Source organism: Flintibacter porci, from assembly GCF_041925195.1.
Classification (GTDB): Bacteria; Bacillota; Clostridia; order Oscillospirales; family Oscillospiraceae; genus Lawsonibacter; species Lawsonibacter porci.
This window is the reverse complement of record NZ_JBHEVB010000001.1, coordinates 26267-41544: the sequence shown is the minus strand read 5'-3', so window position 1 is coordinate 41544 and position 15278 is coordinate 26267. Positions and strand designations below refer to the sequence as shown.

Here is a 15278-nt window from a genome sequence, read left to right as displayed (position 1 = left end):
TCCGCGCTTTCAGGCGCGTGTGATATTTGGCTGTGGATCAGCCGGGAAAGGCTCCTATCAGACGATAAGAACCTTTCCTCGCGGATGCACGAATAGCCCGTTGCAGAAGCGCGGAAAGGGGGACACGCTCCTGCACGGGCTGCTATGGGTTTTTAGGCTGTTTTGTTTACCTTGAAGTCAAGAATCTTGGTAATCAGCTTGGTTCGCATCCTGCATACCTTTTCTTCATCGAGGCAAAGGTGCGGAACACCGTTTTCGTCATACAGGGTTCTGGTTGCCAGAGCCGCAATATAACGCTCATAGTGCTTCAGCACAGCATTGATCGCGTCCACATTGCCGGACGCTGCCGCTTCGATGGTCGAGTAAGGCAGCAGAGATGCAGCGGCATTACTCAGATTGCGCGCCATCTTCCGTAACCTCCATTTCTTTTTTCAATTCCTTGAGGGACTGAGTGCGCTTGTATTGCACGGTACGGCGTACCATGTCCAGCTTGTCCGCAATTTCCTGATCGGTCATATCAAGGAAATACGCAAGCAGAACAATGTCACGCTTATCATCCGGCAGCACCGTCAGGGCATTGGCAAGATCTTCGTTTTCGATTGCCACATCATAGCCCCGCACATGAAAATGCGTCTGCTCGGACGGATACTCGTCCAGCACATACATTTGGCGCTCCTGCTCCTCTGACAGCTCCGAAAGGGATACCTCATGGTTGGAACGCCACGCGATATGACGCTCATAATCGCGGGCTTCTTCGCGCAGAACCTTCCTGCAAAAGCTGTCGAACTGATGTCTAACGGTTTTCTTTTGGGATGGTGTCAGCTCCAAGAGTCGTTCACCTCCTCTCATGCACCGAGAGGCCGGCTTTCTTCCCCTTTCGCTTCTATCCCGAATGGAAGGTGCGGTTTTGGCAAAGTTTTCGGAAATATTTTTGAAATTTTTCAAAAATATTTTCTCGCTGGGGGATTCTGGCGGATTTTCCGCCCCTGTAGAGTTCGTTTCAATGCTTGAACGATGATCTTGGGTGTACGGCATTTTGCCGTTTCCTCCATTTCTGAAAAATTGGAAACCAGATTTCAGAAGCTGGAGGAGGTCCCCGGCAGCGAGGAAAGAAGTCCCTTACAAGGCAAAAAGGCAAAAACACACAGCGCAGCTGTGTGTTTTTGCCTTTTTGCCTTTTTGATTTCTGTTGCGACATTGACAGCGAAAAAGGCTCCAATGCCATTGTGTCTTATGTAGAAAATCAACTCCGATTGACAGAAAAGATTCCCTGCCTCTTCGCGTGAATTTCTTTGTATCAGCGAAAATGCACCATGGAAATAATCAACGACACCCGTCTTTCACTCTCCAGCGGATAACCCGCATTTCCCTATACTATGAAACAAGGCGGTGATGAGCATGATTTCCGACGCTCATCGCCGCCTTACTTCTCGTTGAACTTGTTGGGAGGTGGTGAGTAGGGACCACATTTCAGCAGCAGGCGGCCAAGCCCGCGTTCGGTTCCTAAATGTCCAGGCGGCACAGTTTTCCTGCCGCCGCACCTTTCGGTGCTTTGGTTGTGCGTTATGCCCGGAGGATCACTTCACACTGCCTTACGAGCATTTTTGTTTCAGCGTCTCTCGATAGAATAGATGTGGGGCAAACTGCGAGTGTTCAGAAAAATGAAAGGGGCTTAGCCATAGCTCCGTGTCAGATCAATGGAGTCCATATCGTCCGGCAGGAAGGGCACCCCTTCGCCGCTGCGCGAACGCTGGAAATGCATCTCCTCGCCGGAGGGAGAGATGAGGATCGGGAAACTGCCGCTGAGGGAGCTGCCGACGCCGGCGGAGAGATCCAGCCGCAGGCAGTCATCCTCCATGCGCCACACGCCGGAAAAGACCCGTGTCAGCTCTGTATTGTCTTCAAAGCGGTGGTAGAGCTCGGCGATCCCGGCATAGTCAGGGTCGCAGTCGCCGTAGTGCAGGCTCATCAGCCAGTCATCACAGACCCAGGTGGTGTCTGCCAGACCCATATCCGTAGGCGGCAGCCACCAGTCGTCGCCCGCCGGCTCCCAATCCTCGGGATAGTCAAGGCCTGTGATAGCGCCAAAAATTCCAAAATCCATCAGCATGGGGTCGTAGTTCACGCCGGTGGGCACGACGGGGCAGCCGGACTCATCGGTCAGCGGATACCATTTCACCTCCAGGCCGTCGTTGGTCACAAGGTTGACCTCCGTGTCCGGCTCATCTGGCCACTCCTCATAATTCACGAATACCAGCACAGGCTGCGCGTATTCTTCCCGATAGAGGACCTCGTCCGCCACTGGCCACACTCCGTTGCCCTGTGACTCCCAGGTCACATGATTTACAGCGAGGCTGGTGCTCTCGTCCCGGGGGACGATGCAGTAGAGCTTGCCGCTCTCTCCGCCGAGTACGCGCTCCGCCGGGATCTCCAGCAGAAACGGCAGCTCGGAGACAAGATCGCCGCTGTTTTCGAGCAGCCACTCCGTCATCGACGATCTGTCGTTTGGCTCGCGCTGACCGAGGTAGGCCACCGCGCCGGCCAGCTGGTCATCCTCTGCCATACACGCCCGCAGCAGGACAAGTCCCGCCTCCGCTTTCTCTGGATCGTCTGGATCGTCCTTTGGTTCAGACACATTGCCCTTGCTGCCGGAAAGCGCCCCCGCCGTGCTGCCGCCCCCTTCCGCCGGGAGTGACCCGGTCTGTCTGCCGCAGGCAGTCAGGCTCATCGCCAGCGTCAGGCAGAGGAGCGCCGGAAGGGACCGGCGCAGGATACACTGCTTCATCGTCCGTCTCCCCCTTTAGAACTTTCCGCTGCGTCCGCTGCCACCGCCGCCGCTGCAGCTGCTGGTACCAGAGCTGCTGCTGTCATCGCTGCTGGAAATCTTGCTGCGAACCTCGGTGGTGTGGGTATAGCGGTCATACTGCTTGCTCAGCTGCAAGCCGCCCGGTGCAACATACTCGTTTGCCTCGACTTTCTGATGTACGGTTTTCATGCTGCGCTTTAAGAACAGACAAATCGCGCCGGACAAGAGGCAGGAGGCTACAACGGCAATCGCAATCAGCAGTGCCGGACTTTCCCGCACGGGTTTTCCTGCGTCAGCCCGGGTCAAGTACTCGTCGCAAGTGCTCAGATAATTGGAAACGCCGCCATACCAGTCATCTTCCTTGAAGTTGCCCAGGAATGCCTTTTCCAATTTTTCCTGCCCGTAGCTGTTAAAGGCGGTTTCCGCATACGTACCGTAAACAAACATGGCGTAATCCCGCTCCGCCATGCTCAGCAGGATGATAATGCCGTCCCGGTTCTCGCCCATGCCCAGTTGATCTCCGTGGTAGAGCTGATACGTGGTTTTGTAAACACCGCCGCCGTCGCTGTACACGGTGTAATCATCTACAAACGCAACGTAGACGCCGCAATGATGGCGCAGGGAAATTTCCTTTGCCTGTGCCTCCAGCTCCGCCCGCTGGGTATCGGTGAGCATGTGGCTGTGGTCGAACACATAGCTCATGCTCTCGCTTTTCAAGGTCCGGGGCACATTTGGCACCGCCGTGGTGGGCGTTGCCGCCGGCTCCGGGTCCGGTTCCGTCTCGCTGGGCGGGCAATTCGCGTTGATATACTCCGTCACGGCATTCATCATGGCATCGGTGGCTTGAATCAGTGCCGTTCCGCTCATGGTCACGTCTTCCCCGTTCCATGCCCGCTCCGCCATGTAAGGTGCCACCGCATCATATACGGTATCCGCCAAATCCTGCGCGCTGCCCCGGGTCTGGCTCAAAAAGGTATAAATGCTCCAATCGTCTTCTGCCAGTGCATAGGTTCCGTCCGGCTGCGCCCGCATCAGCAGCGTCAGGGAAACGCCGTCCCGGTTCTCGCCCCAACCATAGCCGCTGTTTTCATAGACGTATTCCGCAATGTCCATGACGTCGGTATCCGCAGACACATCCTCATCGGTAAATACGTCAATCCGCAGGTCCATCTGCAATTTTTCCGAAAGCTCCGGCAGGGCATGCTCGCCCATGTAATCCAGCTCCACGGAGCCAAGGGAATCGGTCTCGTCATAAATCACACCGTATTCCGACACCGCCATGGCAGGAACACACAGTGTCAGCGCCAACAGGAGCGCCATCAGCAAAGCTGTGAATTTCTTGTTCATGTCCGCCCCTCCTTATCGCAGCATCAGCACTGAGACAATCGTTCCCAAAATCGACAGCGGTGCGGCAATGGCGGCAAACAGCCCCAAAAACCGTCCCCAACTCATGGGAAGGTCGCCCACCAGTTTTCCGGTCTGTCCGTTCATGGCAAAGGTAAAGTCCTTGCCGTGCCACTTCGTGTTCAGCATCCACACCGGCATCAAGGCATAATGCACCTTGCCGCGCTGTAGACTGGAACTGCCGCCGGTTTGAATGCAGGTATCATAACCTCTCACGCTGCTCCGCAGCGCTGCGTCCAAGGTTCCCTGACAGCGCTGATCCGCCCGCTCCCGGCTCTGCTCCACGGTGACGTCGAATTTATCCGCCAAATACCCGGGAAGATAGGCCGTGGAGAAGGGTTTCAGCTTTTTGTAGTCATAGGGTTCGATAGAATCCATGTGGTCATCCGGCATTTTACTGGACGCATCCACCGGAACCTTTTCAAAAGTCACTCTGCCGGCGCGGTAAACGTCAAAATGTCTTGTCTCCGTGATTTCATAATCCCCGGAGGTGTAGGTGCGGGAGCGGGTTGCCTGATAATGGGCATCGCCCTCCGCCTCGCCGTCAAACATCCAGAACGGAACATAAATGCCCTGAATTTTCTGAATATGGTTTTCGTTGGTGAAACTCTTGGGCAGGAAAATTTTTCCCGCGCAGTGCTCTTTCAGCGCCTTGACGGCGTCCTCTTTGCTGTACTTGAAGGGGATAATGAAATCCGGTTTCAGCTGACCGGCAAACTGCCCGGGCACCACGGTGGGGTTGCCGCAATAGGGACAGGACGTTGCCGCCGTGCTCTCATCGCAGAGCAGCTCCGCGCCGCAGCTGGGGCAGCTGTAGGCCTTCATGTGCGCGCCCTCCTCGCCCCAGTCGTCGCTGAAGCCGGAGGTATCCCAATCGCCGCCATCGGACGTTTCTTTCTTCTCTGCGGCCTTTTCCTCCGCCGCCTGCTGCGCTGCCGCGGCCTTCTCTTCTTTCTCCGCGTAGAGCGCCTCGATCTCCGCAACGTCATAACTCGCGCCGCAGTATTCGCACTCCAGCTTACCGGAAGCGCCTACGAAGTGCAGCGGACCGGTGCAGCCGGGGCATTGATAGTTGGTTACCTGTGCTGGCATAGATGGTTCCACCTCTTTCTTTTTTCTCACAAGGAAGCGCCCGCCCGCGCTGCGGGCGGGCGCCGTTTGATACGCTGTGGTCAGGCAAAATATACCGATGAACTTACTTGATCGTCATGCCGCTGAGGATGACGTCGGGCATCGTACCCGGAACGCAGTCAATATCTGTCAGTCCAATGGACAGCGCACGCCCATCATCGATCTGCGCGACGTACTCGATCCAGTCGTAGCCGATGCGCTTGTAGGTGCGGCCCTTGAAGGTGATACCGCCGATCACGCGATCATCGATATCCTGATAGTTTTCAAAGTCATCCTTGTAGTAGTCGAAGTCCTCCACATTGGCTCTTACCTCGAATCTGATGGCGCCCGCGCCGAAGGCTGTGGGATCGTCGTTTTCCACAAGGCACTTCTTTCCCTCGTCATACGACCAGCCGGATTCGGGGATCTTCGTTGTGATCTTGACCGCGACATCATCGTGCGCGAACTGCGTGACGGTTACGGCGAAGTCCTTCATCTTAGTGTTTGCGGTGGCTGCCTTATCCGCCTCAGCCGCCTCAGCCTTCACGGTGTCAAGATACTTTTCGATGGCTTCCTTGCCGGAGAAGCCGCTGGTGTTGAAGGCGCTGACCTTATAAACGCCCGGTTCCTCCTCGGCGAAGTTGACGTAGAGGAAGTGGCTGGAATCGTCCTTCGAGACCCACTTGTAGTAGCGCTGGTTCCTCTTCATGTGGTCGCTGTACTCTTCCTTGACGAACTCGCCCTCCACGCCGAAGTAGTCGACGAGGCCTTCGTAGGTGGTGTCAAAAATATTGTTATTGACCTCGTTCATCCACACGTAGCCCTTCTGCACCGCTTCCTCGCTCACAAGGCCGGTACCGCTGGGAGCATTTGAATTGCCGCTCGGCGCTGTGGACTTCGTATCGCCGCTGCTTGCCGGGGCGTCCGCGCCGATGGCGTCCGGCATGGACTTGCCCGCCTTGATGAGGGGCAGATACCAGTCGTCGTAGGACTTGGGGCGAGAATCCTCATCCGCGTCGTCCCAGTAGGTTCCCCACGGGCGCAGATAGATTTCGTAGTAGAACTCATCGTCGCCGTTTTCGTAGTAGCCGTCGATGCAGATGAGATCATCCCGATCCGCCAGGCCGGGGTCAACGATCCAGTCCGCGTGCTCGATAGCGATATCCGTGAACTGGCCGTCCTCAGAGGTCATCGTGCCGTGCTCACCGGTGCCGGCGGTGCTCAGGGTGACATTCACCTTCGCCATGAGGCTGTCTCTTGAGTAGTCCTCATCCCAGAGACGGACGACGCCGGTCTTATCCGCGCCGATGTCAATATTGCCGCAGATATCCCACCAGTCGCCCTCCATGTCCTCGTAATAGCCCGAGCAGCCGGTCATCTTCCACCAGCCGTACCAGTCGCCGTTCCACCAGTCCAGCAGCGTATCACCGGTCTTTTCCGGCGATGCGTCAGCGCCCTCTTTCTCGTAGAGGGTGTAGACCTCGTTGCCCCAGAGATCGTCGAGCATGATGCAGCCGTCCTGTAAAAGGCCATTGCTTTCCAAACCGTCGCGCTTGAGCGTCAAAGTACCGTCGCTTTCAAGAGACCACTTGATGTCGGTCGCCTCGCCGCCCAGACAGAACACGCCCTTGCCGCCGCTCTTGAGCTCGATATAGCACTCGCCGTCATAGAGGTCGGCTAAGGAATACCAACTGTCGCCGTCGCTGGAGAACTCTGTGCCGATGTATTTGCCGAGGTTGGGGTCGGCGGATTTCCCGCCATCCTTACCGCCGCAGGCGGTAAGGGAGAGCACCAGCACCAATGCCAGTGCAAGAGAAACGATTTTTTTCATAGTGAACTCCTTATCATTGATCCTGTGGTTCCGCGATCTGCGCTTCAGGTGGCGGCATTATGCCTTTTGAACGACATTGCCGTTCTTATCCGTGAATTTCCCGGTGGCGATCTTGACGAGGTCGATGAGCCAGCCGATACCGAACAGGCCGCCGGTAAACAGGTAGAGAATACCCGTGCCGATCTTGCCCGCATAGAAGCGGTGGATGCCCGCGCCGCCGACAAAGATGCACAGCAGCAGGAGGGTCAGCCAGTTCAGGGGCTTATCCGCGCCGGGCATTACCGCAGGCGCTACATAATCGGGAACCGTCTCGTCGGCAAGGATCTTCTTGATGGTGTCGGTCACACCGTCGATGTACTGGCCCTGCAGCAGCGGTCTGCTGGCAACGCCCTTGACGCCCTTGCGCATCACGCTGTTTTTGCCGACGTCGATGCCGTTGATCTTGGCGCTGCTATCCTGCGTGACCGGCGTGATCTTGATGTGCGTGCCGTTCTTGACATGGAGCCAGATGATAACATCAAGGTTTGGTTCCTTCTCAAAGACGACGCGCTCGCCGGGAATACCGCCCTTGACGGAAAACGGCATCTGGAATGCCGCAGCGCGGGCGTTCAGCTTGTCATAGATCTCCTGGATCGTCATTGCGTTGGGGATATCGAATTCGCGGGGGAAGGTCGCGGTCATAGAGTCCTTCAAATTTCCAGTCAGGTTAGCCATAATCGTTTCCTCCTAAAACTTTTATATTTTATATATTGTTGATCCCTTGCAGGTTCCTCCCATGTGGTTGTGTCATTTCTGCCGCAGCAGCATTCATGCCGCGCGGGCAGCTGTCAGGGACGGGGGGAACCGCAGTATTCGCAGAATTTGCCCGTGTTGGCGCCGCCGCAGGCGGGACACGTCCAGGGGCCTGCCGCAGGAATGTCCTGCGCAGCTTCGCGCATGATGATGTTCTCTTCCGGTGCAGCGCCGGCAGGCTGCTTGCCGCCGCTGCGCGCCTGCTCAAGCGCTTGGCAGATCTCGTCGCCCATCTGACGATACTTGCGGTACTCCGCGCAGTCCTCCGGGTCGACACGGCTCGCATTGATCATCTTGGGGCGTCCCGAGGGCCGATCCATCGGCGCGTGACTCATCGGAGCGCGCTGCGGCAGTTTCTGCGGCTCATAGTACACAGAACTGCTGTTGAGCGAGAAGCGCATCTCGTCAAAGTAGGGGTGGCGAACGGAGATGACAAGGAAAAAGTCGTAGGAATACTCGTAGCGGGGCGGAACGTAGCTCACGTCCTTGCCGTCTGCATCCTCGCGCGTCAGCTCCGTGCGGCTCTCATCGATGTCCATTCGGCAGCCGGTGATAGCGTCAAAGTCCAGAATATCGGGATTGGCCCCCGCCAGATCCCGTGCGCGGGTGACGGTGAACCAACGGTCATCCTCGTCCAGCAGCACCTTCCAATCCTCGCCGAATGAGCGGGTGGTGCGGAACTGCGCCGCCTTTTCCCGGTTTTCCTCGCGGTAGGCAAGCTGCCCTTTGATGTCCTCCACCGTGGAACGGCGGCGGTCGCTGAACCACGGCGAAAGCTTTTTCGCGCAGTCCTTGCAGAGATTGCCGTCCTCTAACTTGCGGTTGCCGAGAAGACCGATCTTCTCGCCGCAGATGTCGCAGTACTTCTTATCAAATAAGCCCATGATCTATTGCTCCTGTTCCTGTACTTTTTGGAATGTCACCGTTTCTACGCTCTCGTCCGGCCGTTCCAGCTTCAGCGTCAGCGTTCCGCTGCCCTCGCCGTCCGCTGCCTCGTGGCTAAATTCCCTGATCCTGCCAAGCGAGACACCGTCCGGCGTCACAAGCTCGTGTTTCTCCACTTCAAGCTCCGTCCAGACGACCTTGCCCGGCCGGAGATAGGTAAAATGCAGTGGGGATGTCAGGACGGCTTCGCCGTCCGCGCGGAGAACGATGCCGCTCTCTTCGCCGATGTCGGCCTGCCAGCGGCCATCCGCGCTTTCCCATGTACCCTCCAGCACGGGCCAGAGGGCGGAATTGTCCGCATAGGTATGGTCGCCGTCCAGCAGGAACGCGGCATCCGGATTCTCCATGCCATTGCCCCCATCCATGATCTGGTCTGTGACAAAGTGCTTATAGAGCCCGGAAAGGGCTAAACCCACGAGTATCCCCGCCAGAAGGATCCAGACCATCCGGCGCTTCATCCAACGATGTCCCCATCGTCAAAGGGATCGCCGCACTCGGGGCAGAACTTGGGGGGATGCTTGGGGTCGGCAGGCTCCCAACCGCACTTGTCACATTTATACTGGGGAACACCGGCGGGCTTTTTCGCGCCGCACTCGGAGCAGAACTTGCCCTTGTTCACCGCGCCGCAGGCGCACGTCCAGCCGTTGTCCGCGACAGCGGGCTTGGGGCTGCCGCACTCGGGGCAGAACTTGCCGGTGGCGGTGGCACCGCAGGCGCACTTCCAACTATCGCCCGCAGGCTTGGGCTCTGGCTTCTTGCTGCCGCAGTTGGGGCAGAAGTTGCCGGTGATGCCGCTCTGACCGCAGGAACACGTCCAGCCCTGCACTGCCGGAGCGGTCTGCGCCGCCTGCTGCTGCATCTGCATCTGTTGCTGCTGGCCCATCTGGAAGAGGTTCTGCGCGTTCATGCCGCCGGCCTGACCGGCCATGCCCATGCCCATGAAGGCCATGGCGGGGCCTGCGCCGGTGTTGGCGGCTGCCGCCTTCATCGCATCGCCCTGCGAGCCGACGAGATGCGCCGCCGCACGCGTGGGATCCATAAAGGCCGCGTTGCGCTGCAGCTCCTTGATCATCTGCTCGTCTTCCTCGTTGGCCTTTACGCTGGAAACGCCGAAGGAGACGATCTCCATGCCGCGGAGGTCACGCCACTTGCCGGAAAGCTGCTCATTGAGCGCGTCCGCCAGCTCCAGCGTGTGGCCGGGAAGGGCGGAGTAGCGGATCCCCATTTCGCTGATCTTTGCAAACGCGGGCTGAAGAGCGGTCAGCAGCTCAGTTTTCATCTGGCCCGCGATATTCTCGGTCTTATAGTCCTCGCTGACGTTGCCGCAGACGTTGGTGTAGAACAGCAGTGGGTTTTTCAGCCGGATGCTGTACTCGCCGAAGCAGCGGATGCCGATATCGAGATCGATGCCAGCGCGCTGGTCCACCACGCGGAAGGGAACAGGACTGGGCGTGCCGTACTTGTTGCCTGTCAGCTCCTTGGTGTTGAAGTAGTAGATGCGCTGATCCTTGGGGGCTTCTCCGCCGAAGGTGAAGCGCTTGCCGATGTTGGCGAACACGTCCTTGACGCCATCGCCCAGATCGCCGGAGAAAATGCTCGGCTCGGTGGACATATCGTAGGTGTATTCGCCCGGCTCTGCGCACACATCCACCACCTTGCCCTGCTCCACGATGAGCATGCACTGGCCGTCCGCAATGGCGATCACGCTGCCGTTGGTGATGATGTTGTCGTCGCCGTGCTTGTTGCTGGATCGGCCCGTGGCCTTTTTCCTGCCCTTTACCGCCAGTACATCCGAGGGGATGGCTTCGCAATAGAAGTATTCCTTCCACTGGTCGGCCAGCACGCCGCCGGCTGCGCCCAATGCCGCTTTAATGAGTCCCATAGTTCCTGTCTCCTTTTCTGTTTGGTTTTGTTTGAAATGGTTTCCTTGCAATGACTGCCGCTTCGCCATCAGGGCGGCGGGGCACTAATCTACCTCCGTCAGGAAGGTGTCTCCGCTGACAAAAAACGGATCCTGATCTGTAATGGGCCAGGTAAACCAGCTCTCGTCCCAGGGCCGCTTCATGAACAGGCACAGCTTTGCCGTTTTCTCCGGAATCGTAAGAGAGAACCACTGGGGTTCGTTGATCCGGATCGTTCCCTCATACAGTACCGTATCCGTGATCCACTCACCCAGTGTGCCGTCCTCATTCTGCTCGGCTCTGCCCGTGCAGAACTGGATATCCGTCTCATACCAGCGTCCCACCAGCAGCAGCTTGTTCTGCCCGCCTTTCTCCAGCGCGGTCATGGGGATCGCCGCAAGCGGCTGCGCCACCTCTGCAGGCGGGTCACGCCAGTAAAACATCAGAGACTTATCGGGTTCGTCCGCCAGGGCCAACGTCAGCGTCTCCGGCAGGAGGCTCTCTTCGCGGGTATAGATAGCGGTGCGGGCTGCCGGCGCGTTGTCCAGCTCATCGTATTGCTGGAGGTACAGGGTGTTCCGATCCGTCAGGGTGACATAGTACTCCGTCTCAGAGTCTTCGGCGTAGAGCCGAGCGGACCAAAGCTCGTTGGGAAGGCCGTACATCAGCGGCTCATCCAGCTTTTCCGTCAGTAGCTCCTCCTCCGTCTCGTATTCCGGGGTGTCCGTATCCAAAAGGTGGGCGCTGTAGTAGTCGGCACGCAGGGTATAGCCACCCTCATCGTCGGACCACCAGCGCTCAATGTTCAGCAGAGAGGCCATGTGCATCTCCTCCGGGCTGAACTCGTCGCCCTCCACTTCACCGGCGCTCATTCGCCAGGTCCCCTCCAGATCCGCCATACAGAGCTCCCCGCCGGAAACCGGCCGTTCCGCCGGCTCAAAATAGAAGCGATTCCCGTAAGGGGTCTCCAGCATCACGGAGCCATCCTTCTCCTTGCGTCCGTCCATGGCAACGAAGTCTCCGTAAGTATCCTCTCCGGTCAGCCGCAGGGCATTGTCCGCCCCCAGCCACCATTCGGCGTTTATCAGGTAGGAGGCGTAGCCAAAGCCCAGCGCCTCCCGGAACAGCGCGGTTCCGTCCTCATTGAGATAGAGGTCCGCCCACCATTTCTCCGTGGGCATAGCGCTGACCTCCGTGCGGCCGAAGGAGGGATTGTAGGACTCGTACCGCACGGCAGTCCAATAGGTGGTGTCATGCGATGCAGGTGTGGGCGATGCGCTGTCGTTTTCTCCGCCGCTGCCGGTGGGGGGAGTGGTGCTATCCGGCCGGCTGCCGCAGGCGCTCAGGCTGAGTGCCAGCAGCAGCGTCAGCACCAGCGCCAAACATCTCTTTCCCATCGCGTCATGCCCACGGGTCCTGCGCGGCGGGGATGCGGATGCCGCTCAAGGGGCTGGAATACTCCCACAAAAACCATTCCCCGGTAGAGGGCTTCTGCCGCAGCTTGATGGGACGGGGAGAATCCGCGCCTGCCGTCCTGAGAAACAGCCGGAGATAGCCCGGCTCCATGTCCTGGGGGCGGGGATCCGGCAGGACGTTCAGCACATAGGGCTGCGCAGGGGTATAGCTGTTTTCCGGCGCTGCGCCCTCAAAGTAGGCCAGGGGCAGATACTCCTTGCCCCGCAGGCGGTCCCGCAGAAATTGAGCGTCATAAGGCGTCATGGGACGCGGCCCGCGCAGCAGGTCCATGGCGGCCACACCCGCGTCCTTGTCCTTTATGTATAGGTTCAATGCGCACAGGAAGCATGCGCAGACCTCCTCCGGCGTGCGGCGGGACAACGCCTCAAATTCCGCCGCCGTATCCGGCAGATGGGTGAGTGTTACTTGCATGATACGTTCCTTTCTCCCATAATTTGCGTTTGCTTTGCGGAAAGAGTATCCCCCGACCCGTTTGGGGCCGGGGGACCCGGTGATCCGTTACCGATAGGTGCGGTTCCAGTTCTCGCTGCCGCCGGACTTGGTGTAGTCATGGCCGTTGGCGGCTTCCATGGCGTACCAGTATGCCCAGTGGCTCTCAGTCATGTCCGAGAAAGTGCGAAGCTCATTGAAATGGCTGCGGATATAGTTCTGATCCGCGCTGCGTTCCAGCAGGCGGCAGGTGATCGCCGCCACCTCGGCGCGGGTGATGGGATTCTCCGGCTTGAAGGTCCCGTCGGAATAACCGGTGACCCAGCCGCGGGTGGCCGCAAAGTTGATGTACCTGGCTGCCCAGTAGGTATCCGGCACATCGGCGAAGCTCTTGCTGCCCTCGGTCAGCTTTTCAAAGCGGCTGGCAATGGCGGCGAACTCGGCACGGGTCACAGGGGCGTCGGGGCGGAAGTTGCCGTCCGAATAGCCGGTGATGATGCCGAACTGCTGCATATAGCCGATGTAGTTGGCCGCCCAGTAGCCCTTCGGCACATCAGAAAAGGTGTTGGAATAGGTCTTATCCGCCTCGATCTGCTCGGTGAGCAGGCGGGCGAACATGGTGGTCACTTCGGCGCGGGTCATGTTGCGCTCCGGCCCGAAGGTGCCGTCGGTATAGCCCACTAGGAAGGCGAAGTGGTCGGTGCGGTTCAACTCCGCGGCCTTGCGGTTGACGAAGGTCACGGGAGAATAGGCCTTGCCGTTCATCGTGACGCGGGAACCGCTGACGGTGAGGGTGTAGGTTTCATTGGAGAGCACATAGCCCTCCGGGGCTTTCTTTTCCAGCAGAGTATAGGTACCGCTGGAAACATCCGTAAAGCGCACAGTGCCGCTGGTGTTGGAGGTGGCCTGATAGGCCTCCCGGCCCCGGCTGTCCTCCAGCACGAAGGTGGCCCCGGCAAGGGCCTTGCCCTGAGCGTCGGTCTTGTTGGCTGTGATGGCCGCGCCGGTGGATCCGCCACCGCCGCCGCTGGTGCTGCGGGTATAGGTGTTGGTGAAGGTCATCTTATCCGCCAGAATCTCGGAGTCCATATAATAGATGCCGTTGTCACTCTCCATCCGCTTGGTGGCGTGGATGACAAGGCGGTCGTTCGCGTCCGTCTCCGGCTGCGTATCAGCAGGCTGATTATTGACCAGCGGCGCATCTGTATCTACGATGATATAGCCGCCCTCCGTATCGGTTCGATCCGGCAGGATGTGCCATACCGCGTCGTCATACGTCCAGTTAGCGGTACCGGCGTTCTTTTCCCTGACATAGAAGCCCTCGCAGACAAGCGCTTCCACCGAATCCGCCGGGCCGGAAATGACCAGTTTGCCATCGTAATCGCCCACGCCGTTGGTGGTGACAGCAGCGGTGTAGAGATTACCGTAATTTGTCAGATTACTGTTCCTTACATCGAAGATCTCCAGCTTGAAGGTCTCCTGTCCGGGAGCGGTGTTGCCGCCCAGTTTCACCGTCTTGGTGAAGGGCAGCTCATAGCTCGTGCCGTTGTAGGTGTTGGTAAACTCCGCTTTTGTGTAATACGCATCATTTCCGGGAACATGGATATTTAGATCCATTGTGCCATGTTCAATGTCATACCAGAAGGTCAGCGCATATTCCGCATTAGAATACTTCCATCCCGGCTTGCCGTCATTCTTCTCCCTGAGCAGGAAGGTCTTGCTGTACCAGGCGACTGTATCCGTGCCGGACTTGGGGACGGCATCCCAGTGATAGTCGGCATAATCATTTGTCCACGGGACATTGAAAGAGAACGTTTTCTCCACATCGCCGACCCCGTTCGTGGACAGCTTCAATTCCTCCACACCAATACCGTAGTAGGAAAGGGGATGCTTCTCATCCCGAGCCGTGTCCTCCACTTCAAATTCAAAGGTCTCAGCGGGAGGTGTTTCCGTGCCGGTTTGCTGGACATGTTTCACGACCGAAATCTCCACTTTGATGTCTGCTTTTTCATACGTGTTTGTGTCGGAACTGCCCGGCACCCTGCCCCACTCCTCCGCCTGGGCTGTGATGGGGAGCATTCCCAGCACCATCATAAGACAGAGCAGGATGCTCAGGAGCTTCCCAGTGTTTTTCCGTTTTCTCATGTCATTCCATCTCCTTCTGTTGAAATTCTTCCGGCTGATTCGGCAGGGAACTCCCGCGGGGAGGAGGCTTCTCCTGCCACAACATCGCCGCGCACCTGCAATGCTTCCGCGCAGGCAGTGCATAGATCCAGATCCTCGCAGATCAGGAAGCAGCGGTCGCACACCAGTCTGCCGCAGACAGGGCATTGGCTGAAGATCTCTGAGGCTTCCGCCGCGGCCTTTTCCCGTGCAGCTGCCCGTTCCCGCTCGTAGAGCGTCCGGAACACCGCGCGCATCCCCTCTGTCTCCGGTTTTGTGTCGGCCTTGGAAAAGCGGACGGGGCTGCTGTGCCATGTTCTGCCGCACTCCTGACAGCGAAGGAGAAAGCGAAACTCTCCTATGGTAGAGCAGTCTCCCATCGCCTCCTTTATGACCTGCTTCATGTGTAGTCCCTCCTCTC

The 15278-nt window shown here is 58.2% G+C and carries 14 protein-coding genes; all 14 read right to left on the bottom strand.

The window, feature by feature from the left end; all coding sequences use genetic code 11:
* Positions 1 to 152: 152 nt before the first annotated feature.
* Entirely contained in the window at positions 153 to 407 is a 255-nt protein-coding gene (locus ACEVJL_RS00160) for a helix-turn-helix domain-containing protein (RefSeq protein ID WP_021750125.1), read from the bottom strand.
* Positions 388 to 1035: a sigma-70 family RNA polymerase sigma factor gene (locus ACEVJL_RS00155; RefSeq protein ID WP_374736524.1), complete on the bottom strand. Its 648-nt coding sequence runs from the start codon at positions 1033 to 1035 to the stop codon at positions 388 to 390. The genes ACEVJL_RS00160 and ACEVJL_RS00155 overlap by 20 nt, the downstream gene beginning before the upstream one ends.
* 637 nt (positions 1036 to 1672) lie before the next feature.
* Entirely contained in the window at positions 1673 to 2785 is a 1113-nt protein-coding gene (locus ACEVJL_RS00150; RefSeq protein ID WP_278904178.1) for a hypothetical protein, read from the bottom strand.
* A 15-nt stretch (positions 2786 to 2800) separates the two neighbouring features.
* Positions 2801 to 4153, bottom strand: a complete 1353-nt coding sequence (locus tag ACEVJL_RS00145; RefSeq protein ID WP_374736523.1) for a TPM domain-containing protein — start codon at positions 4151 to 4153, stop codon at positions 2801 to 2803.
* 12 nt (positions 4154 to 4165) lie between these two features.
* Positions 4166 to 5302 (bottom strand): hypothetical protein, encoded by a 1137-nt coding sequence (locus ACEVJL_RS00140; protein ID WP_374736522.1) that lies wholly within the window; start codon positions 5300 to 5302, stop codon positions 4166 to 4168.
* Positions 5303 to 5405: 103 nt separating this feature from the next.
* Positions 5406 to 7151, bottom strand: a complete 1746-nt coding sequence (locus tag ACEVJL_RS00135) for a hypothetical protein (protein ID WP_374736521.1) — start codon at positions 7149 to 7151, stop codon at positions 5406 to 5408.
* 57 nt (positions 7152 to 7208) lie between these two features.
* Complete coding sequence (locus ACEVJL_RS00130; RefSeq protein ID WP_241426726.1) at positions 7209 to 7865, bottom strand: TM2 domain-containing protein; 657 nt, start codon at positions 7863 to 7865, stop codon at positions 7209 to 7211.
* 113 nt (positions 7866 to 7978) lie between these two features.
* Positions 7979 to 8827, bottom strand: a complete 849-nt coding sequence (locus tag ACEVJL_RS00125; RefSeq protein ID WP_374736520.1) for a DUF4428 domain-containing protein — start codon at positions 8825 to 8827, stop codon at positions 7979 to 7981.
* A gap of 3 nt (positions 8828 to 8830) precedes the next feature.
* Complete coding sequence (locus ACEVJL_RS00120; RefSeq protein ID WP_374736519.1) at positions 8831 to 9346, bottom strand: hypothetical protein; 516 nt, start codon at positions 9344 to 9346, stop codon at positions 8831 to 8833.
* Positions 9343 to 10770, bottom strand: coding sequence for an SPFH domain-containing protein (locus tag ACEVJL_RS00115; RefSeq protein ID WP_374736517.1), 1428 nt, complete (start codon positions 10768 to 10770; stop codon positions 9343 to 9345). The genes ACEVJL_RS00120 and ACEVJL_RS00115 overlap by 4 nt, the downstream gene beginning before the upstream one ends.
* Positions 10771 to 10854: 84 nt before the next feature.
* Complete coding sequence (locus ACEVJL_RS00110) at positions 10855 to 12171, bottom strand: hypothetical protein (RefSeq protein WP_374736516.1); 1317 nt, start codon at positions 12169 to 12171, stop codon at positions 10855 to 10857.
* A 19-nt stretch (positions 12172 to 12190) separates the two neighbouring features.
* Positions 12191 to 12676: a DUF6935 domain-containing protein gene (locus tag ACEVJL_RS00105; RefSeq protein ID WP_052084589.1), complete on the bottom strand. Its 486-nt coding sequence runs from the start codon at positions 12674 to 12676 to the stop codon at positions 12191 to 12193.
* A gap of 87 nt (positions 12677 to 12763) precedes the next feature.
* Complete coding sequence (locus tag ACEVJL_RS00100; protein ID WP_374736514.1) at positions 12764 to 14839, bottom strand: S-layer homology domain-containing protein; 2076 nt, start codon at positions 14837 to 14839, stop codon at positions 12764 to 12766.
* On the bottom strand, positions 14836 to 15261 hold the full coding sequence (locus ACEVJL_RS00095) for a hypothetical protein (protein WP_278904834.1): 426 nt from the start codon (positions 15259 to 15261) through the stop codon (positions 14836 to 14838). The genes ACEVJL_RS00100 and ACEVJL_RS00095 overlap by 4 nt, the downstream gene beginning before the upstream one ends.
* Positions 15262 to 15278: the final 17 nt, after the last annotated feature.